Annotated in this window: 25 protein-coding genes; 18 read left to right on the top strand and 7 right to left on the bottom strand. The window is 69.9% G+C overall.

Annotation, left to right across the window (positions count from 1 at the left end):
* The first annotated feature begins 49 nt into the window (after positions 1-49).
* From ACTIE5_RS16725 to ACTIE5_RS16680, 10 genes are all read left to right on the top strand, one after another.
* Positions 50-862: an aspartate/glutamate racemase family protein gene (locus ACTIE5_RS16725; protein WP_439550839.1), complete on the top strand. Its 813-nt coding sequence runs from the start codon at positions 50-52 to the stop codon at positions 860-862.
* A 13-nt stretch (positions 863-875) separates the two neighbouring features.
* Entirely contained in the window at positions 876-1,844 is a 969-nt protein-coding gene (locus ACTIE5_RS16720) for a Bug family tripartite tricarboxylate transporter substrate binding protein (RefSeq protein WP_439550838.1), read from the top strand.
* Positions 1,845-1,856: 12 nt separating this feature from the next.
* Positions 1,857-2,651 carry an aspartate/glutamate racemase family protein gene (locus tag ACTIE5_RS16715; protein ID WP_439550837.1) on the top strand — a complete coding sequence of 265 codons (795 nt, stop codon included), beginning with the start codon at positions 1,857-1,859 and terminating at the stop codon, positions 2,649-2,651.
* Positions 2,652-2,739: 88 nt separating this feature from the next.
* Entirely contained in the window at positions 2,740-3,456 is a 717-nt protein-coding gene (locus tag ACTIE5_RS16710; protein ID WP_439550836.1) for a protocatechuate 3,4-dioxygenase subunit beta, read from the top strand.
* Between the two features lie 11 nt (positions 3,457-3,467).
* Positions 3,468-4,064 carry a protocatechuate 3,4-dioxygenase subunit alpha gene (pcaG, locus tag ACTIE5_RS16705; protein ID WP_439550835.1) on the top strand — a complete coding sequence of 199 codons (597 nt, stop codon included), beginning with the start codon at positions 3,468-3,470 and terminating at the stop codon, positions 4,062-4,064.
* Positions 4,065-4,140: 76 nt separating this feature from the next.
* Entirely contained in the window at positions 4,141-5,127 is a 987-nt protein-coding gene (locus tag ACTIE5_RS16700) for a Bug family tripartite tricarboxylate transporter substrate binding protein (protein ID WP_439550834.1), read from the top strand.
* A gap of 142 nt (positions 5,128-5,269) precedes the next feature.
* Positions 5,270-6,499 (top strand): ABC transporter substrate-binding protein, encoded by a 1,230-nt coding sequence (locus tag ACTIE5_RS16695; RefSeq protein ID WP_439550833.1) that lies wholly within the window; start codon positions 5,270-5,272, stop codon positions 6,497-6,499.
* Complete coding sequence (gene andAc / locus ACTIE5_RS16690) at positions 6,478-7,758, top strand: anthranilate 1,2-dioxygenase large subunit AndAc (RefSeq protein WP_439550832.1); 1,281 nt, start codon at positions 6,478-6,480, stop codon at positions 7,756-7,758. The genes ACTIE5_RS16695 and andAc overlap by 22 nt, the downstream gene beginning before the upstream one ends.
* Positions 7,755-8,231, top strand: a complete 477-nt coding sequence (gene andAd, locus ACTIE5_RS16685; protein ID WP_439550831.1) for an anthranilate 1,2-dioxygenase small subunit AndAd — start codon at positions 7,755-7,757, stop codon at positions 8,229-8,231. The genes andAc and andAd overlap by 4 nt, the downstream gene beginning before the upstream one ends.
* A 94-nt stretch (positions 8,232-8,325) precedes the next feature.
* A complete protein-coding gene (locus ACTIE5_RS16680; protein WP_439550830.1) occupies positions 8,326-8,475 on the top strand; it encodes a hypothetical protein in 150 nt (49 codons plus the stop codon).
* Between the two features lie 19 nt (positions 8,476-8,494).
* Here ACTIE5_RS16680 and ACTIE5_RS16675 read toward each other — a convergent pair whose 3' ends face one another.
* From ACTIE5_RS16675 to ACTIE5_RS16660, 4 genes are read right to left on the bottom strand one after another with little or no spacing between them, the layout of a single operon-like run.
* Positions 8,495-10,144: a hydantoinase B/oxoprolinase family protein gene (locus ACTIE5_RS16675; RefSeq protein ID WP_439550829.1), complete on the bottom strand. Its 1,650-nt coding sequence runs from the start codon at positions 10,142-10,144 to the stop codon at positions 8,495-8,497.
* Positions 10,144-12,219: a hydantoinase/oxoprolinase family protein gene (locus ACTIE5_RS16670; protein WP_439550828.1), complete on the bottom strand. Its 2,076-nt coding sequence runs from the start codon at positions 12,217-12,219 to the stop codon at positions 10,144-10,146. The genes ACTIE5_RS16675 and ACTIE5_RS16670 overlap by 1 nt, the downstream gene beginning before the upstream one ends.
* On the bottom strand, positions 12,216-13,481 hold the full coding sequence (locus ACTIE5_RS16665) for a hydantoinase/carbamoylase family amidase (RefSeq protein WP_439550827.1): 1,266 nt from the start codon (positions 13,479-13,481) through the stop codon (positions 12,216-12,218). Before ACTIE5_RS16665 ends, ACTIE5_RS16670 begins: the two co-directional genes overlap by 4 nt.
* A 13-nt stretch (positions 13,482-13,494) precedes the next feature.
* The gene (locus ACTIE5_RS16660; RefSeq protein ID WP_439550826.1) at positions 13,495-14,283 is read right to left on the bottom strand and encodes an SDR family oxidoreductase; all 789 of its coding nucleotides are present in this window, start codon (positions 14,281-14,283) and stop codon (positions 13,495-13,497) included.
* Between the two features lie 110 nt (positions 14,284-14,393).
* On the opposite strand from ACTIE5_RS16660, the gene ACTIE5_RS16655 reads away from it, so the two are divergent.
* From ACTIE5_RS16655 to ACTIE5_RS16625, 7 genes are all read left to right on the top strand, one after another.
* Positions 14,394-15,371 (top strand): 2-hydroxyacid dehydrogenase, encoded by a 978-nt coding sequence (locus ACTIE5_RS16655; RefSeq protein WP_439550825.1) that lies wholly within the window; start codon positions 14,394-14,396, stop codon positions 15,369-15,371.
* Positions 15,372-15,538: 167 nt separating this feature from the next.
* A complete protein-coding gene (locus ACTIE5_RS16650) occupies positions 15,539-15,901 on the top strand; it encodes a hypothetical protein (RefSeq protein ID WP_439550824.1) in 363 nt (120 codons plus the stop codon).
* Between the two features lie 120 nt (positions 15,902-16,021).
* Positions 16,022-16,663: a flavin reductase family protein gene (locus tag ACTIE5_RS16645; protein ID WP_439550823.1), complete on the top strand. Its 642-nt coding sequence runs from the start codon at positions 16,022-16,024 to the stop codon at positions 16,661-16,663.
* 23 nt (positions 16,664-16,686) lie between these two features.
* The gene (locus tag ACTIE5_RS16640; protein ID WP_439550822.1) at positions 16,687-18,414 is read left to right on the top strand and encodes an ABC transporter permease; all 1,728 of its coding nucleotides are present in this window, start codon (positions 16,687-16,689) and stop codon (positions 18,412-18,414) included.
* 91 nt (positions 18,415-18,505) lie between these two features.
* Positions 18,506-20,026, top strand: a complete 1,521-nt coding sequence (locus ACTIE5_RS16635) for a GH3 family domain-containing protein (RefSeq protein WP_439550821.1) — start codon at positions 18,506-18,508, stop codon at positions 20,024-20,026.
* Positions 20,023-20,727: an MBL fold metallo-hydrolase gene (locus ACTIE5_RS16630; RefSeq protein ID WP_439550820.1), complete on the top strand. Its 705-nt coding sequence runs from the start codon at positions 20,023-20,025 to the stop codon at positions 20,725-20,727. Before ACTIE5_RS16635 ends, ACTIE5_RS16630 begins: the two co-directional genes overlap by 4 nt.
* A 30-nt stretch (positions 20,728-20,757) precedes the next feature.
* On the top strand, positions 20,758-20,991 hold the full coding sequence (locus ACTIE5_RS16625) for a hypothetical protein (protein WP_439550819.1): 234 nt from the start codon (positions 20,758-20,760) through the stop codon (positions 20,989-20,991).
* Positions 20,992-21,000: 9 nt separating this feature from the next.
* On the opposite strand, the gene bfr is transcribed toward ACTIE5_RS16625, so the two are convergent.
* Genes bfr through ACTIE5_RS16610 form a run of 3 tightly spaced genes read right to left on the bottom strand, consistent with a single transcriptional unit; the run spans position 21,001 to position 22,782 of the window.
* A complete protein-coding gene (gene bfr / locus ACTIE5_RS16620; RefSeq protein WP_439550818.1) occupies positions 21,001-21,483 on the bottom strand; it encodes a bacterioferritin in 483 nt (160 codons plus the stop codon).
* A 43-nt stretch (positions 21,484-21,526) separates the two neighbouring features.
* A complete protein-coding gene (locus tag ACTIE5_RS16615; RefSeq protein ID WP_092958090.1) occupies positions 21,527-21,703 on the bottom strand; it encodes a (2Fe-2S)-binding protein in 177 nt (58 codons plus the stop codon).
* Positions 21,704-21,738: 35 nt separating this feature from the next.
* Positions 21,739-22,782 carry a Fe(3+) ABC transporter substrate-binding protein gene (locus tag ACTIE5_RS16610; protein WP_439550817.1) on the bottom strand — a complete coding sequence of 348 codons (1,044 nt, stop codon included), beginning with the start codon at positions 22,780-22,782 and terminating at the stop codon, positions 21,739-21,741.
* Between the two features lie 131 nt (positions 22,783-22,913).
* Between ACTIE5_RS16610 and ACTIE5_RS16605 the strand changes: the two genes are divergently transcribed.
* Positions 22,914-24,977 carry a DUF4139 domain-containing protein gene (locus ACTIE5_RS16605; RefSeq protein WP_439550816.1) on the top strand — a complete coding sequence of 688 codons (2,064 nt, stop codon included), beginning with the start codon at positions 22,914-22,916 and terminating at the stop codon, positions 24,975-24,977.
* Positions 24,978-25,000 lie beyond the last annotated feature (23 nt).

Raw genomic sequence — 25,000 nt, 5'->3', positions numbered from 1 at the left:
GGGGAAGGAAGCGGCCGATGGGCCAGGTCACGCGCGGGGCTTCGCGCCCATGAAGCTCTGGTACCAATCCATGTCGCGCAGCGCGGCCTGGGGGCACTACCATCCGGTACTGCGCCGGATCATCGATGGCGTGAAGGACCCCGATACCGAGGTGGTGGTGCATGGCATCACCCAGATCGGCGGCGTCGCCGACCAGTACCGCTACCTCGAATACCTCGAGAGCGGGGAGGTCATGCGCAACGTCGTCACGGCCATGGACCAGGGCTACGACGCCTTCCTGATCGGCAACATCGCCGACCCCGGCCTCCGCGAATGTCGGGAGATCGCGAACATCCCCGTGCTGGGCCTGTGCGAGACGGCGCTGCACCTCGCCAGCATCATGGGCGCCAGCTTCTCCCTCGTCACGCTCAACGAGAAATTCACCGCCCGCATCCTGGAAAACGTCGATCGCGCCGGCCTGCGCACGCGCCTTGCCGGCACCGCACGGATGCAGATGGAACGCATCCTCGACCTCAAGGAAGGTTTCACGGACCGCGAGGCCCGGTCGCGCATCCTGGAGCAATTCCAGGCCGCGGCGGCGGAGACGGTGGCGCGCGGGGCGGAGGTCGTGATCCCCGCCGGCGGCGTCGCCATGGCGCTGCTCGCCGATGCGGGCGTCCATGATGCAGGCCGCGGCGCGCCGGTGCTGAACGGCATCACCAGCCTCATCAAGATGGGGGAGATGGCGGTGCGCATGAACCGCCTGATGGGCGGCCGCTTCACCTCCAAGCGCCTGGCCTATGCGCCCCCCGGCGAGGACCAGATCGCCGAGATCCGCAAGCATTACGGCCCGGTCTACCCGACCGTTCCCGGCCTGACCTGAGGGAGCCCCCGCCATGCCGACCCGCCGCACAATCCTCTCTGCCCTCACCGCCACCATCGCCAGCCCCGCCTTGGCGCAGGATGTCTGGCCCAGCCGCCCCATCCGCGTCATCGTCCCCTTCACCCCCGGTGGCGGCACCGACATCATGATGCGCCTGGTGGCGCAGGGGTTGTCGAACCGCCTCTCGCAGCAGGTGGTGGTGGACAATGTCGCCGGCGCGGGCGGCACCATCGGTGCGATGCAGGTGGTGAACGCGCAGCCCGATGGCCATACGCTGCTCTGCGGCACGCCGGGTTCCATCGCGGTGAACCCCGTGATGCAGGCGGGCATCCGCTACCATCCGCTGCGGGACCTGGCGCCGGTGGCGCAGCTGACGGACAGCCCCATCGTCCTTGTCACCAACAAGGATTTCCCGGTGGACAGCGTGGCCGCGCTGATCGCCATGGCGAAGGCGCAGCCTGGCGTCATCAATTTCGGCTCCGCCGGCCCCGGCTCCGTCGCGCATCTTAGCGGGGAGATGTTCTGCGCCCTGGCCGGCGTGCAGATCACCCACGTGCCCTATCGCGGCACCTCGCAATCCCTGCTCGACCTCCGCGCCGGCCGCATCCAGCTGCTGTTCGAGAATTTGCCCCCGGTGATGGAGGCGATCTCGCTCGGCCATGTGAAGGCGCTCGCCGTCGGCACGCCGCAGCGTTCCGACCTTCTGCCGCAACTGCCGACCATCGCGGAGGCCGGCGTCCCCGGCTACGTCTCCTCCAGCTACATGGGCCTGCTCGCCCCCGCCCGCACGCCGCCCGATATCGTGCGTCGCCTCTCGGAAGCCTGCGCCGCCGTGGTCCAGGATGCCGACCTCGCCGCCCGCCTGCGCGGCCTGGGCGCCACCCCCACGCCCACCACCCCCGATGCCTTCCGCGGCTTCATCGGCGAACGCATCGCCGATGTCACGAAGCCCGTCGAAGCCACCGGCCTTTCCTTCAACTGAGGCGCCTGCAGCATGAAGATCTGGTACCAGCTGATCTCCTCCGAGACGGCGATGTCGAATTTTCTCTCGACGACGAAAACGCTCTGCGACGCCGTGGCGGCGCCGGGCACGACGGTGGAGGTGCATGGCACGCCGCATGGCGCGCTCGGCGACCAGTACCGGTCCATCTGGCACTACGACGTGCGCGAATTCGTCGAGACAGCCCTCAAGCTGCGGCGAGAGGGCGGCTACGACGCCTTCGTCATCGCCAATTCGCTCGACACCGGCCTAGTGGAACTCCGCGAGCTCCTCGACATCCCCGTCATCTCCTTCATGGAGGTGCTGTGCTTCACCGCCTGCACAATGGGCGAACGCTTCGGGATGCTGGTGCAGCACCCCAAGATGGTGTCGCGGTACCGGGAGATCGTGACGGGCTACGGCCTCGCGAGCCGCCTCGCCTCCATCGAGAACACCGGCCATTCCCCCGGCAACAACGCGATGTTCACGCGGGAGGATGAGGCGCTGGCCTATGTCGCCGCCGTCGAGGCCGCTGGCGAGCGTGCCGTGGAAGCGGGGGCGGAGGTGCTGTTCCTCACGGGCTCCACCGCCGCGCTGCTGGCCGCGCGCGGCGTCTATACCATCGCCGGCGTGCCGCTGCTGCACAGCTACGGGCTGCTGGTGAAGGCCGCCGAATCCGCCATCGCCATGCACCGCATCACCGGCCACGCCGTCAGCCGCCGCAACTACTACCAGGGCCCGCCGACCGCCATGATGAACCGCGTGGCCGATGTCCGGGGTCTGCCGATGTTCCGCACGCCCACCACCTGATTATTATGAAACATAACGTTGACGGGTAGCCCCGCGCCGGGCCACGCTGCCCCCGCGCCCGCTGAACCGGGCGCGGGGAAACGAGACCATGAACCACGAGACCGTCCCGGATCGCTTCGATCCCTGGCCGCAGGGCGTGCAGCCCGAGGTACCCATCGCGGGCTACCCGAATACCTGGACGCACACGCCGTCCCAGCCCCTGATCCGCCGCCCCGCGACGCGTACCGAAGCCACATTCCCGCTACGGCTCCACCGCAAGCTGCCCTGCGGCGAGGCGAACCTGGCGGAGCCCATCCCCGGCCGCCCCGCCATCGGGCAACTCATGCACCTCGCCGGCCAGGTGCTGGATGAGGATGGGCGCCCGGTCCGTGGCGCGGTGGTGGAGCTGTGGCAGGCCAATGCCTCCGGCCGCTACTTCAACCCGATCGACCAGCGCGCCGCGCCGCTCGACCCCAATTTCGTCGGCAATGGCCGGGTCCGCACAGATGATGAAGGCCGCTACGCCTTCTTCACCATCAAGCCCGGCGCCTACCCGGTGCCCGTGAAGGAGACCTGGTGGAGGCCGCCGCATGTGCATTTCTCCGTCATCGGCCCTTCCTCCCTCTCCCGCCTCGTCACCCAGATGTATTTCGCGGGGGATCCGCTGAACGCGCTGGACCGCATCCTGCAATCCGTGCCGGAGGAGGCGGCGCGCAACCGCCTTATCGCCAGGGACCTGCCGCCGGCGGAGGTCGGCGACCAGTACCTCGGCTTCACCTTCGACATCGTGCTGCGCGGCCGCCACGCCACGCCGAGCGCACCGTGAGCGCCCCCGCCATGTCCATCCCCTCCTCCGAACACACCATCGGCCCCTTCTTCCCCCGCACCCTGTTCCGCGATGGCGACAACGACCTGACCATCGCCGCGGAGGGCGCTGCCCCCACGACGAAGGGGGAGGTCATCATCCTCCGCGGCCAGGTGAGGCGGGAGGAGGCGGTGCCCTGCCTCAACATGATCCTGGAAGCCTGGCAGGCCGATGCCGCCGGCCATTTCGACCATCCGCTCGACCCCGGGCGGGACCGGGCGGACCCTGATTTCCTCGGCTGGGGCCGCGCCTGGACGGATGGCGAAGGCCGCTACGAATTCCGCACCGTCATGCCGGGCGGCTACGCCGATGCCGCCGGACCGCGCGCGCCCCACATCAACATCGCCATCATGGGCGCCGGCCTGATGCGCCGCGCCCAGACCACGGTCTTCTTCCCCGATCACGAAGCCGCGCATGCCGCCGATCCGGTGCTGGCACTCGTGCCCGCCGCGTTGCGCCCGAAGCTGGTCGCGGTGCCGGAAGGCACGGAGAACGGCGCCCGCATCTTCCGCTTCGACATCCGCCTGCGCGGCCCGGCGGCGGAGGAAACGCCCTTCTTCGAGGATTGACGCCGCCGCCACCCCGGATGAGACACTTCCCCATCACAGAAGGCCGCGCCACGGCCTCGACCAACGGGAGGATTTCATGCGCATCCATCGTCGTACGCTGCTGGGCAGCGCGCTCGCCCTGCCCTTCATCGGCAGCCAGGGCTGGGCCCAATCAACGGGGCAATCCTTCCCCAACCGCCCGCTGACCATCGCCATCCCCTTCGCCGCGGGCGGGCCCACCGACATGATCGCCCGCCTGCTGGCGGAAGGGATGTCGCGGGAATTGGGCCAGCCCGTGGCGGCGGAAAACGTCACCGGCGCCGGCGGCACCATCGCCGCCGCCCGCGTCGCGCAGTCCCGCCCTGATGGCCACACGCTGATGATCCACCATATCGGCCTGGCCGCCGCGGCAACGCTCTACAGGCAATTGCCCTTCAACATCGAACGCGGCTTCGCGCCGCTCGGCGTGGTGTCCCACACCGGCATGGCCATCGTCGCCCGCCCGGATTTCCCGGCGCGCGACCTGCCGGCCTACATGGCCGTGCTGCGCGAACAGGGAGACAGGCTGAACCTCGGCCATGCAGGCCTCGGCGGGTCCAACCAGCTCTGCGGCATGCTGATGCAGCACGCCGCCGGCCGCAACGCGACCACCATCGTCTTCCGCGGCAGCGCGCCCGCGATGACGGAGATGATGGCAGGGCGGCTCGACATCTCCTGCGAACAGGTGACGGTCGCCGCGCCCTTCGCGCGGGACGGGCGCATCAAGGCCTATGCGGTGACGCTGCCGGAACGCGTCGCGGGCTTCGATGTGCCGACGGCGCGGGAACAGGGCGTGGACCTCATCATGTCCGCCTGGCACGGCCTCTACGCCGTCGCGGGCACGCCGCCGGAGATCCAGCAGCGCCTGGCCCAGGCCATGCGTGCCGCGCTGCGCGACGACCGCCTGAAGCAGCGCTTCGCGGAGACGCTGACGACGGTCGCGACGGAGGAGGAAGCGACCCCCGCCCATCACACGCGGTTCCTGGCGAGCGAGATCGCCCGCCTGCGGCCGCTGATCGTGCAAGCGGGCCAGTTCGCGGACTGACGACGCAGGGCCCGGTGCACAAGGCCGGGGACGGGCGGTTGTCCTCCCCGGTCACCCTGTGCGCGAGGCGATCTCGCCATCAGGTTGCGTTGGTCGGTCCTTTGTTCTCTATTTGCGGGAACGCAACAGGGAGCTTCGACCAATGCGTCTTTCCTTCCTACCGCCCATCACCCGGCGCGCCTGGCTCGCCGCCGGCGCGGGTGCCACCGCGGGCCTCGCCTTGCCGGGCCTGGCCCACGCCCAGGCGGCGCCGGTGAAGATCGGCCTGGTCACGGTGCTGACGGGCCCGCAGGCCGCGCCCGGCACCCATCTGCGGGACGGCTTCCTGCTTGGCATGCGCCATTTGGAGAACCGCATCGGCGGCAGGCCGGCGGAGGTGCTGGTCATCGATGACGAACTCCGCCCCGATGCCGCCGTCACCAAGGTTCGCGCGGCGCTGGAGAGGGATCGCTGCGACTTCATCGTCGGCACCCTCTTCTCCAACATCCTCGCCGCCATCATCCGGCCGGTGACGGAAACCCAGACCTTCCTGCTGAGCCCGAATGCCGGTCCCTCCCCCATCGCGGGGCGCGGCTGCAACCCCTTCTTCTTCGCCACCTCCTATGTGAACGACCAGAACCACGCCGTGCTGGGCGCCGCGGCGAATGACGGGATCGAGGTCGGCGGCACCATCCGCCCCATCCGCCGCGTCATGATCATCACGCCGAACTACCAGGCCGGCCGCGACGCCGCCGCGGGGTTCAAATCCACCTTCCGGGGGGAGGTGATTGACGAGACCTATGTCCCTCTCACCATCACCGACTTCTCGGCGGAGCTGGCGCAGATCGCGGCGCGCCGGCCGGATGCCATCTACACCTTCATGCCCGGCGGACTCGGCGTGCAATTCGTGCGGCAGTACCGCCAGGCGGGCATCGCCATCCCCGTGCTGTCCGCCTTCACCGTGGACGAAGCGGTGCTGCCGGCGCAGGGCGATGCGGCGCTCGGCCTCTTCACCGGCACGACCTGGACGCCGACGCTGCCGAATGAACAGAACACGCGCTTCGTGGCCGACTTCCTGACGCAGTTCAACTACGTCCCCGCCAGCTATGCCGCGCACGCCTATGACACGGCCATGCTGCTGGACAGCGCCGTGCGCCGCACCGGCGGCAATTTGGCCGACAAGGGCGCGCTGCGCGCCGCCATCCGCGCCGCGGATTTCCGCAGCGTCCGCGGCCCCTTCCGCTTCGGCGCCAACAACTTCCCCGTGCAGGATTTCTGGCTGGCCCGCGTCGGCCGCCGCGCCGATGGCCGCCTGCAGACCGAACATGTCCGCAAGGTGTTCGAGAATGCGGTGGACCCCTTCGCGGCGGAATGCCGCATGCCGGCGGGCTGATCGCCATGGACCAGGCACCCGTCTTCCCCCGCGCCGACGCCTCCCGCGTGCCCTATTCCGTCTTCACCTCGCCAGAGGTCTATGCGCGGGAACAGGAACGCATCTTCCGCGGCCCCACCTGGAACTTTCTCGGATTGGAAGCGGAAATCCCGAAGCCCGGCGATTTCAAGAGCACCTATATCGGCGACACGCCCGTGGTGATGACGCGGGCGGAGGACGGCACGCTGGCCGCCTGGGTGAACCGCTGCGCCCATCGCGGCGCCGCGGTCTGCCGGCTGCGGCGCGGCAATGCGCTGAACCACACCTGCGTCTATCACCAGTGGAACTACACCGCGAAGGGCGACCTCCAGGGCGTACCCTTCCGGCGGGGGATGAAGGAGATGGCGGGCATGCCCGCCGATTTCGACCCCAAGAACCACAGCCTGAAGCAACTGCGCGTCGAGAGCTATCGCGGCCTGGTCTTCGCCACCTTCGATGCCGGCATCGGCGATGTCGCGGACTACATGGGCCCGGAGATGCGCCGCTACGTCGATCGCATCTTCGCCAAGCCCATCGTCTATCTCGGCTGCACCAGGCAGTATTCGAACAGCAACTGGAAGCTCTACCTGGAGAATGTGAAGGACCCCTATCACGCCTCCCTGCTCCACCTGTTCCACACCACCTTCAACATCCTCCGCGTCGGCATGAAGGTCAGCACGGTGACGGACAGCACCGGCCTGCACAGCGCCCTGCTGGTGGTGAAGAACGAGGAGGAGAATGCCGGCGCCTACAAGCAACAGGCGATCCGTTCTTATGACGAGGGCTTCCGCCTGGAAGACGACAGCGTGCTCGGCATGATCAAGGAATATGACGAGCTCAGCACCAACCACATCCAGCCGATCTTCCCGCAGCTCGTCATCCAGCAGATCCACAACACGCTGGTCGCGCGCCAGATCATCGCCAAGGCGCATGACCGCTTCGAACTCGTCTTCCACTTCTTCGGCTACGAGGACGACACGCCGGAGTTGCGCGCGCTGCGCATCAAGCAGGCCAATTTGGTCGGCCCTGCCGGCTACATCTCCATGGAGGACACCGAGGCGACGGAACTGGTGCAGCGCGCCGTCACCGGCGGCGGCGAAGCCTATTCCGTGCTGGAGATGGCACGCGGCGCGGCCAATGACCTCGACAGCATGGTGAGCGAGGGCCTGGTCCGCCGCTTCTGGCGCGGCTACCGCGACATGATGGGCTACGAGACCCTTCCTGAAAGGGGCATCGCATGACCCCCGCCCTCATGCTGCGTCTTGAGATGCAGGATCTGCTGGACCGCTACATCGCCGCCATCGACGATGACCGGCTGGAGGATTGGGCGGCGTTCTTCACGGCGGATTGCCTCTACGAGATCATCCCGCGGGAGAATGAGGAACTCGGCCTGCCCGCGCCGCTGATCCGCTGCGACAACCAGGCCATGCTGCGCGACCGCGTCGCCAGCCTCCGCCACGCCAACATCTATGAGAAGCCGGCCTACCGGCACCTGGTCTCCGGCCTGGTGGTGACGGCGTCCTCCGAAACGGAGGCCACGTTCCGCGCCAACTACGTCGTCGTGAACACGTCGCAGGAAGGCAGTTCCGCCATCTACCAGGCCGGCAGCTACGCCAGCACCGCGGTGCGGACGGCGGATGGCTGGCGGTTCAGCAGCAAGCGCGTGATCTACGACACGGCGCGGGTCCAGACGCTTCTTGCCTACCCCATTTGATCCGAAGGGCTTCTGAGGCGTTCCGGTGGGCATGACCGACAAACCCACGCCCACACCCCCGCCCAAACCAACTCCCACGGGCGCCGCCGAACGCATGAACAGCGCGGACCCGAAGTCGCCCAACACGGCGGCCAAGGTCCAGCAGGGCGGGCTGACGCAAAACCCCGCCGCCAAGGTGCCCTCCGACCTCTACCCGGACCCGCCGGGCGTGACGGACAGCACCAAGGGCGGCCCGGACGATTAGGTCCGGGCCCCGCCCGCCATCACGCCCCGTAGAGCGCCTTGGCCTGGTCAGGGCTCACCAGCCCATCCGCTACGTCACGCTCCACCAGCGCGCGGTCTCGCGCCTTGGCATCGCCCATCCCGCCGCCACCGGGCAGTTTCAGCAGCAACCGCTTGCCCTTCGGCACCACCTGGTAGCCCTTGGTGCGGATCGTGCTGCCATCGGTGAAGCCGACCCAGCCGGAGGCGCCATCACCCCCGCCATCCCGCCCCTTCGGCGCATTGGCGACGCGGTCGAAGATGGCGTTGACGGCGAACTCCGCCTCCCCCTTCGCGCCGATCTCCATGATCTTGCCGAAGCCGCCGCGCGTGCGCCCGGCGCCGGCGGAATCCGCGCGGATCTGGTTCTGCCAGAAGATCACGGGGGCGACATTCTCCGTCGCCTCCACCGGCATGGTGCGCACGCCGCTGGGGAAGGCCGTGCCGTCCAGCCCGTCCTTCGTCGGGCGCGCGCCGGTGCCGCCGGAATTGAAGGTGATGATCTCGAAATCCGGCAGTTCCGCCGCGGAGCCACTGACCTGCGCGCCGCCCCGCAGCGGCGGGTTCCACAGCGCCGATGACCCTTCCGCATTGACGCGATCCGGTACCGCCTGGTGCAGGCAGCCCATCATGAGGTCTGGCAGCAACTGCCCCACCACGTGACGGACGGAAACGGGATAGGGCCGAGGCGCATTCAGGATGCAGCCCTCCGGAATCTCCATCCGGAAGGGCGCGAGCGACGCCCAGTTGTTCGGAATCTCTGGCGCCACCACGCATTTGATCCCGAAGCAGGCATAGGCCCGGCAATAGGCCGCCGGCACATTGATGCCCCGCCCTGACAGGCCGGAGGTGCCCGCATAGTCCACGACGATCTCGTCTTCCTTGATCGTCATCGCGGCCTTCAGCGTGACTTCCGCTTCATAGCCATCGGATTTGATGGTGCCGCGATAGGTGCCCTTCGGCAGCTTGCGGATTTCATCCAGAGTCGCCGTCAGCGATGCGTCAAAGATGTAGGCGGCGAGCGGATCGATGCTCTCCATCCCGTACTCGTCCATCATCTCCACCAGCCGCTTCGCCCCCGCATCGTTGCAGGCGCACAGCGAATAGATGTCGCCTTCCAGTTCCACCGGCGTGCGGCTGCCCATCCGGACGAAATCGAAGAAGGTCTCGTTCGGCGCGCCCTGGTCGAAGCACTTCACGATGGGGATGTAGAGCCCTTCCTCGAAGACGCTCCTGCCATCCGGCCCCATGCCAAGCCCGCCGACATCGATGACATGCGCGGTATTCGCGAACAGCCCGACGATCTCGCCGCGGCGGAAGGCCGGCGTCACCACCGTCAAATCATGCAGGTGCCCCGTGCCGAGCCAGGGATCGTTGGTGATGTAGTGATCGCCCGGCTTCATCGAGGCCGCCGGAAACTTCGCGAGGAAATGCCCCACGGATTCCATCATGGAATTCACGTGGCCGGGCGTGCCCGTGACCGCCTGCGCAAGCATGCGCCCCTGCAGGTCGAAGATGCCCGCGGACAAGTCACCGGCTTCCCGCACCGTGGTGGAGAAGGCGGTGCGGATCATGATCTGCGCCTGTTCCTCCACCACCGCGACCAGGCGGTTCCACTGGATCTGGCGCTGGATTTTTTCGAGAGCGTTCATCACGCAGCCTCCCCGCGGGTCAGTTCCAGATACCCCAGCCCATCCACCCGGCAGCGCCAGCCTGGCCCGACCAGCGTGCTCGTCTCCGCCTCCGACACGATGCAGGGGCCCGGCACGGTGCAGCCTGGCGGCATGGCGGGGCGGTCATAGACCTGCCAGGGCGCAACCTCCCCCGTCGCGGTGTCACGCACCTGCTGCACGCGGATCGGCGCGGGGGCGGGCGCATCCGCCACCTCCGCCACCGGCAGAACCTCATCCGGCACCGTCGCCACCGTCACGGCGAAGGCCAGGATTTCCACGTCCGAACCCGGCACCGGGCGGTCGTAGAAGCGCGTGTATTCGGCGTCATAGGCCGCACGGATCACTGGGATGTCATCGGCCGTCAGCGCGCGGGACGGCAGGGCCACGGAAATCTCGTGCCCCTGCCCGACATAGCGCATGAAGGCCAGGCGATGCTCCGCCATCGGCGCGCCGAAGGCGCCTTCCGCCACGACGCGCGACGCTTCATCCGACATCGCGCCGAGCAGCGCGTTCACTGCGCCCACGTCAAACGAACGGAAGCGCTGGTAGAGCGACTTCACCACCTCATACCCCACCGGCGCCCGCAGGAAGCCGATGGCGGAACCCACGCCCGCGCCCGAGGGCACCAGCATCCGGTTCACGCCAATCTTCTCCGCCACGCGGTAGCCATGCACCGGCCCGCCGCCGCCAAACGCGATGATCGCGCGGCCGCCATAGGATTTCCCGCTTTCGATGGCGTGGACGCGGGCCGCATTGGCCATGTTCTCGTCCACCATCTCCACCACGCCGAGCCCCGCCATCTCCGCGGGCAGGCCGAGGCGTTCGCCGACATCGCGCGACAACGCATCCAGTGCCGGCTGCACATGCAGCTTCAGTGCACCGCCCGCAAACAGGTCGGGCTCGTATCGCCCGAGCGAGAGGTTCGCATCCGTCACCGCGGGGTGCCGGCCGCCGCGCCCGTAGCAGGCCGGCCCGGGATCGGCGCCGGCGCTTTCCGGCCCCACCTGGATGCGCCCCAGCGCATCGCAATGCGCGATGGAGCCGCCACCGGCGCCGATCTCCACCATCTCGATCACCGGGATGCGCAGCGGCAGCCCCGATCCCTTCTTGAAGCGCCCGACGCGCGCGACCTCGAAGCTTCGGCTGGCCTGCGGCGCATACTCGTCGATCAAACACACCTTCGCCGTGGTGCCGCCCATGTCGAAGGACAGGACCTTCCCCCAGCCGCGCTGCTTCGCGACATGCGCCGAGAAGATCGCGCCGCCCGCCGGGCCGCTCTCCACAAGCCGGATCGGAAACCGCGCGGCGGTGTCCAGCGTGGTCAGCCCGCCACCCGACAACATCAGGAACAGCGGGCAGGTGAAGCCACCACCGCGCAGCCCCGTCTCCAGCCGCTTCAAATAGCTTGCCATCAGCGGCTGGACATAGGCATTGGCCGCCGTCGTCGAGAACCGCTCCCACTCCCGCATCTCCGGCGAGACTTCGCTGGACAGGGAGATGTTCAGTTCCGGCCACAGCCCCCGCACAACGGCCGCTGCGCGCTGTTCATGCGTGGGGTTCACGAAGGCATGGAGGAAGCCGATCGCCAGGCTCTCGATCCCCTCCGCCTTCATGAAGCCGACCTGGTCCGCCACGGCCTTCTCATCGAGGGGCAGCAGGACCTTGCCTTCGTTGTCCAGCCGCTCCGGCACCGTCAGGCGCCAGCGCCGCGGCACCAGCGGCTGCGGCAGATCGATGTTGAGGTCGTACTGGTCGTAGCGGCTCTCATTCCCGAGCGCGAGGACGTCGCGGAACCCCTCCGTCGTCAGCAGCGCCGTCCTGGCGCCCTTGCGCTCGATGATCGCGTTGGTGGCCAGCGTCGTGCCGTGGATCACCAGCACGATGTCGGCGGGCGTCATCGATGCACGCTCCAGCACCACGCGCACGCCTTCCAGCACGCCGAGTTCCGGCGCGTGGGGCGTGGTCAGCACCTTGCCGGTCCAGCGCTCGCCGTCACGCTCGATGGCAACGTCGGTGAAGGTGCCGCCGATATCGACGGCCAAGCGTGCGCTCACAGGCTGGCCCCCGCGACCCAACGCTGCACCACGGCGCAGGCACTGGCAAAATCGTCCATCCGCATCGCTTCCTTGGGATTGTGGCTGCCGTGCTGGTTGCGCACGAAGATCATCGCGGCGGGGATGCCCGCCATCGCGAAGGCGGCCGCATCATGCCCCGCGCCGCTCGCCATGCTGAGGTGCTTCACCCCAAGCTCATCCGCCGCGCGGATCAGCCCCGCCTGGATGCCCGCATCCATCGGTGCCGCGCGGCTCGTCGTCTCCCGCCCCAGCTCGAACTTGACGCCGCGGCGCGCCTCGATCTCGGGCACCGCCTCGTACAGCGTCTCCATCAGCGCATCGACGCTGTGCGGATTGACGCTGCGGACATCGAGCTGGAATTGCGCCTCGCCCGCGATCTTGGTGAAGCCGGCGTCGGCGGTGGTGCCCATCACGCAGAAGGTCACGACCAGCCGGTGGCCCTGCGCCTCCAGCTCCACCCAGCGTTCGTCGCAGCGGAAGGCGAGTTCCGCCAGCGCGATCGCCGCATCCCGCCGATACTTTCGGGGGGTCGCGCCGGAGTGGTTGTATTCGCCCAGCACCCGCGCGGCCCGCAGGCGGCGCGAACCGGGGATGCCCGTCACGATCCCGACGGGCACTCCCTCACCCTCCAGCACCGGCCCCTGCTCGATGTGCAGTTCCAGGAAGGCCGCGGTATCGGCGGCGCTGAATGTCCTGCCGCCAGCTTCCACGAAGCCGGGATCGAAACCCTCGGCCCGCATGTGGTCCGCCAGCGTGCGGCCATTATCCTGCCGCTTCACCTGCAGTTCCTCAGCCTTCAACAAGCCGAGTGCGCCGCGCGATCCGGGATAGGAGATCGGGAACCAGCTTCCCGCCTCCTCCGCCCGCACGGCCAGCACGGTGATGTCCCGCGCCGGCACGAAGCCCGCGCGCTTCATCCCCGCCACCGCCGCGATGCCCGTCAGCACCCCCGCCGCGCCGTCGAAGTTTCCCCCGTTGGCAACACTGTCGAGGTGACTGCCCAGCACCACCCGCTTCGCCGCGCGATCGGCCCCAGGCAGGGTCATCAGCAGATTGCCGACGGGATCGGCCCGGCATTCCAGCCCGATCTCCTCCGCCGCCGCGCGGACGATGGCGTGCGCGCGGCGCTCGCCCTCCCCATAGGCATCGCGGGTAATGCCGATGCCGTCGAACGTCGCCTCCCGCAGTTCATCGAACAGCTTCGAGGCCAGCGCCACATCGGGCGTCAAATTCGGCAGCATCGGCGAAACCTCCTCAGAAAGCGCGCACGACCCCACCATCCACCCGGATGATGCTGCCCGTCATGTAGGACCCCATCTCGGAGGCCAGGAACGCGCCCATCGGGCCGAATTCCTTCGCATCCCCGATGCGCCCGGCCGGGATGGTCGCCGCGCGTTCCTTCATCACCTGCTCCACCGGCACGCCGCGCTTGGCCGCCAGATTGCCCTGCGTCTCCCGCTGCCGGTCCGTCAGGATGGCGCCGGGGGCGAGGATGTTGCAGGTGACGTTGTCGCCCGCCACTTCGCTGGACAGGGACTTGTTCCAGCCCACGATGCTGGCGCGCAGGATATTGGACAGCGCCAGGTTCGGGATCGGCTGCACCATGCCCGTGGAGCCCACGGTGATGATGCGGCCCCATTTCTGCGCCCGCATCGCCGGCAGCAGCTTCATCGCCAGGCGGATGGGGTGCAGGACGATCTTCGGGAACCACTCGGCGATCTGCGCCTCCGTGATCTCCAGCGCAGTGCCGGGCGGCGGGCCGCCGTGGTTCAGCACCAGGATGTCGACGCCGCCCATCAGGCGCGTGGCCTCATCGCCGAGGCGATCCATGTCGGCGGCATTCGCGACATCGGCCGGCACGCCATGGGCGGAAGCGGCGCCGGCGGCCACCATCGCCGCCGCGGCCTCATCCAGGCTCGCCTGGGTGCGGCCGGAGATGACGAGGTGCGCGCCCTCCGCCGCCAGGCTGTCCGCGATCGCGCGGCCAAGGCCCTTGGACGCCCCCATCACCAGGGCGCGCTTGCCCTTCAATCCCAGATCCATGGCGTGATTCCCTTCCGGCAGAATGCGCCGGACCCTGCCGCCATGCCGTCCTGCTGGCAAGCCGGGCACGGTCTGCTAACGCTGCTGCAACGCCGATGAGGGAACGCCCGATGCCCAAGCCCATCCTGCTGCTGACCCGCAAGCTGCCCGACGCGATCGAGGCCCGCGCCGCGCGGGACTATGACGCCCGCCTGAACAGCAGCGACGATCCCTGGTCCCGCGACGGCGCGGAAATCGCCCGCCGGGCGGCCGAATGCGGCGCCGCCGGCATCCTCTGCGCGGCCGGGGACCCGATGGCAGCCGCGACGATCGAGGCGCTGCCCGCCTCGGTGAAGATCATCGCCACCTTCTCCGTCGGCACGGACCACCTCTCCCTGCCCGCCGCCGCCGCCCGCGGCATCACGGTGGCGAACACGCCGGGGGTGCTATCCTTCGCCACCGCCGAATGCGCCTTCACGCTGATGCTCATGGCCGCCCGCCGCGCCGGTGAAGGCGAACGCCTGGTGCGCGCCCGCGCCTGGACGGGCTGGGCGCCGACGCAACTCATGGGCGTGACGCTGGAAGGCAAGAAACTCGGCATCGCGGGCTATGGCCGCATCGGGCAGGAACTGGCCGCCATGGCGCGGGGGATGCGGATGGAAATCCACTACCACAACCGCAACCGGGTGGCGCCGGAACTGGAACAGGGCGCGATCTTCCACGCCGATGCGAAGAGCTTCCTCGGCGCCATCGACGTGCTGTCCATGCACATCCCGGGCGGCGAGGCGACGCGGAAATGGCTGAACGCCGAACGCCTGTCCTGGCTGAAGCCGGGCGCCATCGTCGTCAATACCGGCCGCGGCGGCACGGTGGACGACGCAGCCCTTGTTACGGCGCTGTCATCTGGCCATATCCGGGCGGCGGGCCTCGATGTCTATGACGGGGAGCCTGCCGTCCACGAAGGCTATTTCGGGCTCAATAACATTGCCCTCCTCCCGCATCTTGGAAGTGCCACGGAAGAAACGAGAAACGCCATGGGCCACCGAGCGCTGGATAACCTGGACGCCGTACTGTTGCGCGGGACAGCCGCGCCGGATGCGTTGCGCTGATCCGGTTTTTTGGTTGCATTGAATGATTGACTTTCACCGGCCGGTAGCGCCCAACTATCTTTAGTTGCATATAGTCAATCAAATTTACCGTGCCCGTGGTGGCCATCCGGTCACCCATGGGGTGTTCGAACCAGGGGGACCCGCCCCCCAAGGCGGGTCGTGATGGGATGAGAAAGGCGGCTCGGATCACCCTGTTCGTCCAGGAACGCGAAGGCGGCCTGGACACCACGCCGGACCTTGAACTCCTGCACGCCCTGCTTCGGCAGACCCCCCTCGTCACCCGCAATGATGATGGCAGCCGGACCTATGTGTTCGACCTGGTCGACCCCGCCAGCGCGACCCAGGATCTGAATTTCGCCAACCGGATGCTGTCCCTCGAATCGCTCAAGGCATGCAGCATGGCGCTCGGCCGCACCGCACGCGCCATGGGCCTGCCGCTGACCGCCGCCCTGGCCGATTCGGCGGAGGTGGTGGCCGAGGCGGAGATCCGCTCCCTCATGCCGGCGCCCCGCCATCGAATGCAGGCCTAGCCGCGTCCGCCCGGTCTCAGGGGATGGGATGCCCGAGGCATCGCCGCCCCTCGACAGCCATCGCGCCCGGCGTCAGTTTCCCCGCGCCACACCGCCGCGCACGGCAACCGGGACATGTCCATGATCTTCGACTTCGATGCGATGCCGCATGGCAACCGCTACAAGCTGCTCGTCTCCTGCGTCGTCCCGCGGCCGATCGCCTGGGTCGTCACCCGCGATGCCGCCGGCGTGCTGAACGCCGCGCCCTATTCCTTCTTCAACGTGTTCGGCGAGGATCCGGCCGTCGTCGCCATTTCGGTCGGCCCGCGGCCGGAGGGCTCGGCCAAGGACACGCTCTCCAACATCCAGGCCACCGGCGAATTCACCCTGTCGATGGTGCCCTTCGACCTGGCGGAACGCATGGTCATCACCGCCGCCGACTTCTCGCCGGAGGTCGATGAACTGGCGGAGGCCGGCCTCACCACCATCGCCTCCACGAAGATCGGCACGCCGCGCATCGCGGAAAGCCCGGTCGCCATGGAATGCACGCTGTGGAAGACGATCCCCGTCGGCGTCCACACCATGGTGATGGGGGAGGTTAAGTCGATGCATGTGGCGGATGAGGCGGTGATGAACGCCGAGCGCGCCTATATCGACACGCCGAAGCTGGACCTCGTGGGCCGCATGCATGGCCGCGGCTGGTATTCCACCACGCGGGACCGGGTGGAAATCCCCCGCATCACGCCGGCGGAATGGGCCGCGCGGAAGAAGGCGGCGGAGTAGCACCCCTCCCCATGTCAGGCGGCATGTCAGGCGGCTTGTCCGGCCGGCTGGGCGGCGCGGAACCCGCGGGGCCGCCACGCGCGCCCGCGGCCCCGCGCCGCCGCCGCGCCGCGCCCTTCTGGGCCTGGGCGGCGGTGCTGGTGGCCGTGCTCATCACCGCGCCGCTGGCCTCCGTCCTCCTCACCGCCGCCACGCCCGTCTTCTCCGCGGCCGTCTTCTCCACGCCCGGGGGGCAGGCCTGGGCGCATATCCTCCGCACCATGCTGGCGGAACTGCTGGTCAATTCCGTGCTGCTCTCCGTGCTGGTGGGCGTGATGGCGGCCTGCATGGGCGCGATCTCCGCCTGGCTCGTCTCCACCTGCGCCTTCCGCGGCCGGGGCTTCCTGGAAGTGGCGCTGCTGCTGCCCATGGCCATGCCGGCCTATGTCTGCGGCTACGCCTATGTCTGGCTGCTGGACGTGGCAGGCCCGGTGCAGGAAGCGATCCGCGCCGCCACCGGCCTGCGCTGGGGCCAGTACTGGTTCCCCGAGATCCGCAGCCTGCCGGGCGCGGCGCTGATGCTTGCAGCCGTGCTCTACCCCTATGTCTATCTGCTGTGCCGCAATGCGTTCCTGCAGCAGAGCGTCTGCCTGCTGGAAGCCAGCCGCACGCTGGGCCATGGCCTGCCCCGCACCTTCCTGCATGTGGCGCTGCCGATGGCGCGCCCGGCCATCGCCGCCGGCGTGGCGCTGGTGCTGATGGAGGTGCTGGCCGATTTCGGCACGGTGCAGCACTTCGCCGTCCGCACCTTCACCACCGGCATCTACGACGCCTGGTTCGGCCAGGGGGACCGCCCGGCGGCGGCGCAGCTGGCGGCCTGCCTGATGGGCGTGGTGGCGCTGCTGCTGCTGCTGGAACGCCTGTCCCGCGGTGGCCGACGCTACCACCCCACCACCACGCGGAACCCGCCGCTGCGCCCCGTGGTGCTGCGCGGCTGGAAGCAGGCCGCCGCCATCATCGCCTGCGCCACGCCGGTCCTGCTGGGCTTCGTCATCCCTGGCGGCACGCTGCTGGCGCTGATGCTGCAATCCGGCGACCCCCTCGATGCCCGCCGCACCCTGCCCTTCGCGCTGAACAGCCTGACGCTCGCCTCCGTCACGGCCGTGATCGCGGTCGCGCTGGGCGCGCTGCTGGCCTGGGGCAACCGGCTGCATCCCTCCCGCCTGCGGGGCGCGGCGAACCGGCTGGCCTCCCTCGGCTATGCGCTGCCGGGTTCCGTCATCGCGGTCGGCACGCTGGTGCCCTTCGCGCTGTTCGACAATGCGGTGGATGCCTGGATGCGCGCGCGCTTCGGCATCTCCACCGGCCTGCTGCTGTCCGGCACCATGGCGGCGCTGGTCTTCGCCTATCTGGTCCGCTTCCTCGGCGTCGCGCTTGCCGCCGTCGAATCGGGGCTGACGCGGGTGAAGCCCAGCCTCTTCGCCGCCGCCCGCGTGCTCGGCCGCCGCCCCGGCCAGGCGGTGCGGGAGGTGGAGTTGCCACTGGCCCGCGGCGCGCTCCTCACCGCGGGCGTGCTGGTCTTCGTGGACACGATGAAGGAACTGCCGGCCACCCTCATCGTCCGGCCCTTCGATTTCGACACGCTGGCGGTGCGCGTCCATTCGCTGGCCTCCGACGAACGCCTGGCGGAGGCTTCGACCAGCGCGCTGCTGATCGTCGTGGTGGGCCTGCTGCCCGTGATCGCCCTGGTGCGGGGCATGCGGAAGGGCTGACGCCCGATCTTGAGGAAGCGCGGGCTGGACGAAAGCCGCGAAGCTGCCATCTTCCCAGGATGGGAAGTATACTACCCGGGTGCCGCCCCTGATGCTGGACGGAACGCCCCTCATCCGCGCCTGGTCCCGCCGCCGCATCGCTTCCCTGGCCCGGATCGATCCCGCCGCCACCCAGCAGGACCTGCTGCTGCGCCTGCTGGCGCGGGCCCGGGAAACGCGCTTCGGCCGCGCCCATGGCTTCGCCACGATCCGCGATGTCGCATCCTTCCAGGCCCGCGTGCCGCTGCGCCGCTACGAGGCCTTCTGGGAGGAATGGTGGAAGCAGGACTACCCGATCCTGCGGGACATCACCTGGCCCGGGCGGATGCCCTATATCGCGCTGTCATCCGGCACCACGGCGGGCCGCACCAAGCGCCTGCCGGTCTCCGCCGCCATGATGCGCGCCAATCGCGGCGCGACCTTCGACATCCTCGCCTGGCACCTGCACCACCACCCCGCCAGCCGGCCCCTCGATGGCCGGGCGCTGATGCTGGGCGGGTCCACCGCGCTCGACCTCATCGGCCCCGGCGTCCGCGCCGGGGACCTCTCCGGCATCGTGGCGCATGAGGCACCGCTGGCGATCCGCCCCTGGCTCTGGCCGCCGGAACGCCTGGCACTGATGCCGGACTGGGACAGCAAGATCGCGGCGCTCGCCATGACCACGCCGCGCCCCGCCATCCGCCTGCTGTCCGGCACGCCATCCTGGCTGCTGATGCTGCTGGACCGCATGGCGGAGGCCCCTGGCGCGCCCCCCTTCCCGCGGCTCGAACTCCTCATCCATGGCGGCGTCGCCTGGCCGCCCTATCGCGCCCGCATCGCGCCCTACCTGCCGCCGGGCTGCATGACGAGGGAGGTGTATGCCGCCAGCGAAGGCTTCATCGCCATCGCCGATCGCGGGGATGGGGAAGGGCTTCGCCTGAACCTCGACCGCGGCGTCTTCTACGAATTCGTCCCGCTCGGTGAACTCGATCGCCCGAACCCAACCCGCCACTGGGCCGCGACGATCGAGACCGGCATCGACTACGCCGTGGTGATGACGACGGTATCGGGCCTGCACGCCTACATCATCGGCGATGTCGTCCGCTTCATCGACCGCAGCCCGCCCCGCCTCCTCCTCACCGGCCGCACCGCCTGGACGCTCTCCGCCTTCGGGGAACATCTGCAGGGGCATGAGGTGGTGGCGGCGCTGGAAGCGGCGTGCGAGGCGCTGCGCATCGTCCCCGCCGAATGGTGCTGCGGCCCCGAATTCCGGGGCGCCCAGGGCCGCCACCACTTCCTGCTGGAAGCCACCGGCCAGGCGGAGGCCCTGGCCACCCTGCTGGACCAGGGGCTGATGGGCGCCAATGCCGGCTACGCCGCGCACCGCCGGGACGGCCAAATGCTGGCGCCCCGCGTCACGCTGCTGCCGCCGGGCCGGTTCGAAGGCTGGATGCGCGCCACCGGCCAGCTTGGCGGGCAGCACAAGGTGCCCCACATCATTGCCGACCCCGCGCGCTTCGCGGCGGCCGCCGCGCTTCTCGCCCCGGCAGCAGCCCTGCTGCTCACCCCCCGCCAGGAAGGCCCACCGCCATGAAGACGACCCGCCGCGCCACCCTCGCCGCCGGCTTCGGCGCCGCCCTGCTGCCACCGCGCCTTGCCGCGGCCGCAGCGCCGCCACGCGGCGGGCAGGTCGCGGGCTGGTACCGCTTCCGCCTCGGCGCCTTCGAATGCACCGTCGTCTCCGACGGCACCATCAACCTCGCCCCGCCCCACCCCACCTTCGGCGGCGGCGTGGCGACGGAGGCGGAAGTGCGCGCCGCGCTGCGTCGCGCCTTCCTGCCGGAGGATCGGCTGCCCACCGCCATCAACTGCCTGGTCGTGAACACCGGCGCCCAGCTGATCCTGCTGGATGCCGGCGTCGGTGCGCAGCCCGTCTTCGGCCCCGGCACCGGGCGCCTGGTTGAATCGCTGAAGGCGGCGGGGATCGATCCGGCGGAGGTGGATGTGGTGGCCTTCACCCATGCCCATCCCGACCACGCCTGGGGCATCGCGGACGCCACCGGCGCCAGCGTCTTCCCGAATGCCCGCTACGCCATGTCCTCCACCGATTTCGACACCTGGACGAATGAGGCGCTGCTATCCCAGGCCGAGCCGATCCGCAGCTTCGTGCAGGGCACCCGCGCCGTGCTGCTGCCGCGGCGGGACCGCTTCACCATGATGGCCGTGAATGCGGAAGTGGCGCCGGGCATCCGCGCCGTGCCGACGCCGGGCCACACCCCCGGCCATGTCGGCTAGCATCTGGAAAGCGAGGGCCAGCGCCTGCTGGTGCTGGGCGATGTCGCCAACCACCACGTGCTGGCGCTATCCCGCCCCGACTGGCCCTTCGGCTTCGACAGCGACCCGGCCCAGGCCAGCGCCACCCGCCGCCGCACGCTGGACATGGCGGCGACGGACCGGCTGCAGGTGCTGGGATACCACTTCCCCTGGCCCGGCCTCGGCCATGTGGAGGCATCGGGCCAGGGCTTCGCCTTCGTCCCCACGCCGTGGCAGTGGGGATAAGGCGCCCCCCTATTCCTGGTCGGGCGCCGCGTCGCTGTTCAGCAGGATGTAGCGCTCGATCCCGATCTGGCGGATGAGGTCGAACTGGCGGTCGAGGAAATCCTCGTGCTCCTCCTCATTCGCCAGGATCTTCAGCATCAGGTCGCGGCTGACATAGTCGCGCACGCTCTCGGCATGGGCGATGCCGTCACGCAGATCGACCAGCGCCTTCTCCTCCAGCTTGAGGTCGGCTTCCAGCACCTCCTGCACATTCTGGCCGATCAGCACCTGGTTCAGCCGCTGCACATTGGGCAGGCCGCCGAGGAACAGGATGCGCTCGATCAGCCAGTCCGCGTGCTTCATCTCCTCGATCGATTCCTCGTATTCCTTCCGCGCCAGCTTCGTGACGCCCCAATGGCGCAGCGTGCGGCTGTGGAGGAAATACTGGTTGATCGCGGTCAGCTCGTTGGTCAGCTGGGCGTTCAGGTATTCGATGACCTTGGGGTCGCGCATCTTGCGTCGGTTCTCCGGCGTGGCGTGGCGGGGCCCGGGGCCCTCACCGCGACGCGGAGGTGGCCCCGGCCCGGACCATCTCGAGGATGGTCCGGGTGCAGCAGCCGCACTGGGCCTGGCAGCCGCAGGCGGCGTATACATCATGAGGACGATCGGCCCCCGCCGCCACTGCCGCGGCAATCTGCTGGTGAGTCAACACGTTGCAAAGGCAGATGACCATGGCGCGGGCCTCCCGTTAACCGTCGACTCGCCGCCTCAGCGCCAGCCCGCCCGCTGCATGATCCGCAGCGCCTCGGCCGCATTGGCCGCGGATTGCGTCGCATGCACCGGCTCCGCCCGGAACTCGCCCATCGCCACCAGCGCGGGGTGCAGCGGCACGCCCGCCACCACCGGGTATTCCATGTTGCCCAGCGCGAAGATCCGCTGCGCCTCCGCCGTCGTCATGAATTCCATGAAGCGCACGGCGTTGTCGCGGTTGGGCGAGGTGCGGACCAGCGCGACGCCGGAGATGTTCACATGCGCGCCCCGGTCGCCCGCACCCTGGTTCGGGAAGATCACGCCCAGCCGTTCGAACAGCGCCTTGTCCGCCGGGTTCTCCGACGCGCCGATCTGGCCGAGGTAATAGGTATTGGCGATCGCCAGCTGGCACTGGCCCGGCGGGATGGCGCGGAACTGGTCGCGGTCGCCGCCCTGCGGCGGGCGGGCCAAATTGGCGGCCACGCCGCGCGCCCAGGCTTCCGTCGCCGCCTGGCCGTCTGCCGCCAGGATCGAAGCCGCCAGGCTCACATTGTAGGGGTGGTTGGCGGCGCGCACGCAGATCTGGCCGCGGAAACGCTCGCTCGCCAGGTCCTCGTAGCGCGTCAGGCCCTGCGGCAGGCCGCGGGTCTTGTCATACATGATGACGCGGGCGCGCTGGGAGACGGCGAACCAATGCCCCTCCGCATCCCGCAGCCCGGCCGGCACGCGCTCCTCCAGCACCGCGGAACGGGCGGGCTGGGTCACGCCCGCATCCTTCGCCCGCGCCAGCCGCGCGGCATCGACGGTGATGAGGACATCGGCCGGGCTGTTCGCACCCTCCGTCCGGATGCGCTCCACCAGCTGGTCGGCATCGCCCTCGATCAGGCGGACGCGGATGCCCGTCTCCCGCGTGAAGGCGTCATACAGCCGGCGGTCCGTGTCGTAGTGACGGGCGGAATAGACCGCGACTTCCCCGCGGTTCGGCGCCTGGGCCTGGGCGACGGCAGGTGCTGCCATCAGCAGCGCGGCGAGCATGAGGCGGCGGGGAGCGAGCGCGGTCATTGGCGGCCTTTCCGTGTGCGTTGACCCCTGATTATCGCAATTGAGAAGCGTTCGCAAGTGTCGCGCTACCGCATCCCGCTTCCCCCCAGGCGCCGCCGCCCCCACCATGCGCGGACGGAGGAACCCACCCCATGCGCAAGCACCTGCTGCTCGCCCCCCTGCTCCTGGCCTTGCCGGTGTGGTTCCCGGCGGGCGCGCAGGACCTCCCCGTCACGACCGTCACGCTGTCCAATGCCGGCCTGGCGCAGATCGAGCGTGCGGGCCGCCTGGCGCCCGATGCGCCGCTATCCTTCCGCATCCCGGTGGAGGATGTGGACGATGTCCTGAAATCCCTGCTGGTGCGCGACCCCGCCGGCCGCGTCGAAGGCGTGCGCCTGCCCGCGCAGGACCTGGTGGCAGAAGCCTTCCGCGGCCTGCCCCTGAAGCCCGAGGATTTCGCCAACCGCGCCACCCTGCTGCGCGCGCTGCGCGGCCAGGCGGTGGAGGCCGCGGGCGCCACGGGCCGCCTGGTGGATGCGGAGGAGGTGCAGCCGCCGAACGCCGCCCCCGCGCTGCGCCTCACGCTGGTGACGGAACAGGGCCTGCGCAGCCTGTCGCTGGCCGATGGCGATTCCATCCGATTCGCCGACCCGGACCTCGCCGGCCGCCTCCGCCGCGCCGCCGAAGCCCTGGCCGCCGCCAGCACCGCCGACAGCCGCGTGGTGGAGGTGCGGCTGGCCGGCGCCACGACGGCGCGGGAGGTCTCGATCGGCTACGTCGCCGCCGCGCCGCTCTGGAAACCCTCCTGGCGCCTGGTCGTGCCCGCGCGGCAGGGGGAGGCGCGGCTGCAGGGATGGGCGGTGGTGGAGAACCGGTCCGGCGCGGATTGGAACGGGGTCCGCCTCGCCCTCGTCTCCGGCAATCCCGCCGCCTTCCAGCAGGCACTCTACGCGCCCATCCGCGTCGCGCGCCCCGACCTGCCGGTGCGGGTGGCGGAGGGAGTTTCCGTCCGCGCTGATACCGGCGCCACCCCACCGCCCCCGGCGCCAATGCCCCTGGCGATGGCCCCGGCGATGGCGGCCCCGGCCCCGCGCGCCATGGCCGCCCCCGGGGCCGCCCCCGCGCCGGAAGCCGCGCTACGCTTCGCCGACAGCGTGGCCCCCGTGCCCGCCGCCCTGCCCGCCAGCGCCGCCGGCCGCGTCGCCTTCGCCCTGCCGAACCCCGTGACGGTGCGAAGCGGGGAAACGGCGAACCTCCCCTTCCTCGATGCCACGCTGCCCGCCGAAAGGCTGTGGTGGGTGCAGGACCTCCAGGCCCGCAACCCGCTCTCCGCGCTGCGGCTGCGCAACACCTCCGGCCACACGCTGCCCGATGGCCTGGCCACGCTCTATGGCGCGGAGGGGCCGGAGGCCGGTGCCTTCCTCGGCGATGCCGAGATCCGCGCCGTGGCGCCCGGGGAGACACGGCTGGTCGGCTTCGCGCGGGACCGCGACCTGCGCCTGTCATCCGCCCAGGCTGGCGGGGAAAGGCCGGCCGGCGCCGATTTCCGCCGTGGCGTGGTGGTGCTGCGCCTGGTGGTGCGCCAGGAAGCCGCCCTCGCGCTGGACCCCGGCGCCGCCCCGGATGCCGGGCGCGGCGCGCGGATGGTGGTGGACCTGCCCCGCCGCCCCGGCTTCACGCCGCGCTTCACGGTGGCGGCGGAGGGCGATTTCGGCCTGCGGCATGAGGTGGTGCTGGAAGGCGGCCCGCAGACGCTGCGCTTCGCCTGGGAACAGGAGACCCGGCGCGAATTGCCGGTCTGGGATGCGGGCCTCGGCGACCCGATCCTGCTGCGCTGGCGCGACATCGATGTGGAGCAGAGCCTGCGCCGCCTGCCCGGCGGCCCCGCGACGCTGGAGAATCTGCGCGTCACGCTGGAACGCCTGCCCGCCGAGGCCCCGGGCCGCGACCGCCTGGCCGCGCTGGCGGACCGCATGGCGGAACTGCGCGGGTTGCTGGATGCCGCCCGCACCGCCATCCGCGGCTACCGCACCGCGGAGGCCGCGCTGACCCGCGCCCGCGCGGCGGCGGAGGACCGCAGCGGGGCGGAGCGGGAGGAAGCCCGCCGCCGCCTGAACGCCGCGAGCCTGGCCGCCGACCGCGCCGGCACCGCCGCCGATGCCGCCTGGGATGGCTGGGCGCGGGCGGCGCAGGATCTGCTGGCGCGGATGGAGTGAGGGGCAGGGCGCCATAAACCGCT

This window comes from Falsiroseomonas sp., from assembly GCF_051859025.1.
Lineage (GTDB): Bacteria > Pseudomonadota > Alphaproteobacteria > Acetobacterales > Acetobacteraceae > Falsiroseomonas.
The sequence above is the reverse complement of the archived record's forward strand: the minus strand, read 5'-3'. Positions and strand labels throughout refer to the sequence as shown.

What these genes read in the sequence shown, in the direction of transcription:
- ACTIE5_RS16725 (WP_439550839.1), top strand. Translation starts at nt 50, where the DNA reads ATGAAGCTCTGGTACCAATCCATGTCGCGCAGCGCGGCCTGGGGGCAC.
- ACTIE5_RS16720 (WP_439550838.1), top strand. Translation starts at nt 876, where the DNA reads ATGCCGACCCGCCGCACAATCCTCTCTGCCCTCACCGCCACCATCGCC.
- ACTIE5_RS16715 (WP_439550837.1), top strand. Translation starts at nt 1,857, where the DNA reads ATGAAGATCTGGTACCAGCTGATCTCCTCCGAGACGGCGATGTCGAAT.
- ACTIE5_RS16710 (WP_439550836.1), top strand. Translation starts at nt 2,740, where the DNA reads ATGAACCACGAGACCGTCCCGGATCGCTTCGATCCCTGGCCGCAGGGC.
- pcaG (WP_439550835.1), top strand. Translation starts at nt 3,468, where the DNA reads ATGTCCATCCCCTCCTCCGAACACACCATCGGCCCCTTCTTCCCCCGC.
- ACTIE5_RS16700 (WP_439550834.1), top strand. Translation starts at nt 4,141, where the DNA reads ATGCGCATCCATCGTCGTACGCTGCTGGGCAGCGCGCTCGCCCTGCCC.
- ACTIE5_RS16695 (WP_439550833.1), top strand. Translation starts at nt 5,270, where the DNA reads ATGCGTCTTTCCTTCCTACCGCCCATCACCCGGCGCGCCTGGCTCGCC.
- andAc (WP_439550832.1), top strand. Translation starts at nt 6,478, where the DNA reads ATGCCGCATGCCGGCGGGCTGATCGCCATGGACCAGGCACCCGTCTTC.
- andAd (WP_439550831.1), top strand. Translation starts at nt 7,755, where the DNA reads ATGACCCCCGCCCTCATGCTGCGTCTTGAGATGCAGGATCTGCTGGAC.
- ACTIE5_RS16680 (WP_439550830.1), top strand. Translation starts at nt 8,326, where the DNA reads ATGAACAGCGCGGACCCGAAGTCGCCCAACACGGCGGCCAAGGTCCAG.
- ACTIE5_RS16675 (WP_439550829.1), bottom strand. Translation starts at nt 10,144, where the DNA reads ATGAACGCTCTCGAAAAAATCCAGCGCCAGATCCAGTGGAACCGCCTG.
- ACTIE5_RS16665 (WP_439550827.1), bottom strand. Translation starts at nt 13,481, where the DNA reads ATGCTGCCGAATTTGACGCCCGATGTGGCGCTGGCCTCGAAGCTGTTC.
- ACTIE5_RS16660 (WP_439550826.1), bottom strand. Translation starts at nt 14,283, where the DNA reads ATGGATCTGGGATTGAAGGGCAAGCGCGCCCTGGTGATGGGGGCGTCC.
- ACTIE5_RS16655 (WP_439550825.1), top strand. Translation starts at nt 14,394, where the DNA reads ATGCCCAAGCCCATCCTGCTGCTGACCCGCAAGCTGCCCGACGCGATC.
- ACTIE5_RS16650 (WP_439550824.1), top strand. Translation starts at nt 15,539, where the DNA reads ATGAGAAAGGCGGCTCGGATCACCCTGTTCGTCCAGGAACGCGAAGGC.
- ACTIE5_RS16645 (WP_439550823.1), top strand. Translation starts at nt 16,022, where the DNA reads ATGATCTTCGACTTCGATGCGATGCCGCATGGCAACCGCTACAAGCTG.
- ACTIE5_RS16640 (WP_439550822.1), top strand. Translation starts at nt 16,687, where the DNA reads ATGTCAGGCGGCTTGTCCGGCCGGCTGGGCGGCGCGGAACCCGCGGGG.
- ACTIE5_RS16635 (WP_439550821.1), top strand. Translation starts at nt 18,506, where the DNA reads ATGCTGGACGGAACGCCCCTCATCCGCGCCTGGTCCCGCCGCCGCATC.
- ACTIE5_RS16630 (WP_439550820.1), top strand. Translation starts at nt 20,023, where the DNA reads ATGAAGACGACCCGCCGCGCCACCCTCGCCGCCGGCTTCGGCGCCGCC.
- bfr (WP_439550818.1), bottom strand. Translation starts at nt 21,483, where the DNA reads ATGCGCGACCCCAAGGTCATCGAATACCTGAACGCCCAGCTGACCAAC.
- ACTIE5_RS16615 (WP_092958090.1), bottom strand. Translation starts at nt 21,703, where the DNA reads ATGGTCATCTGCCTTTGCAACGTGTTGACTCACCAGCAGATTGCCGCG.
- ACTIE5_RS16610 (WP_439550817.1), bottom strand. Translation starts at nt 22,782, where the DNA reads ATGACCGCGCTCGCTCCCCGCCGCCTCATGCTCGCCGCGCTGCTGATG.
- ACTIE5_RS16605 (WP_439550816.1), top strand. Translation starts at nt 22,914, where the DNA reads ATGCGCAAGCACCTGCTGCTCGCCCCCCTGCTCCTGGCCTTGCCGGTG.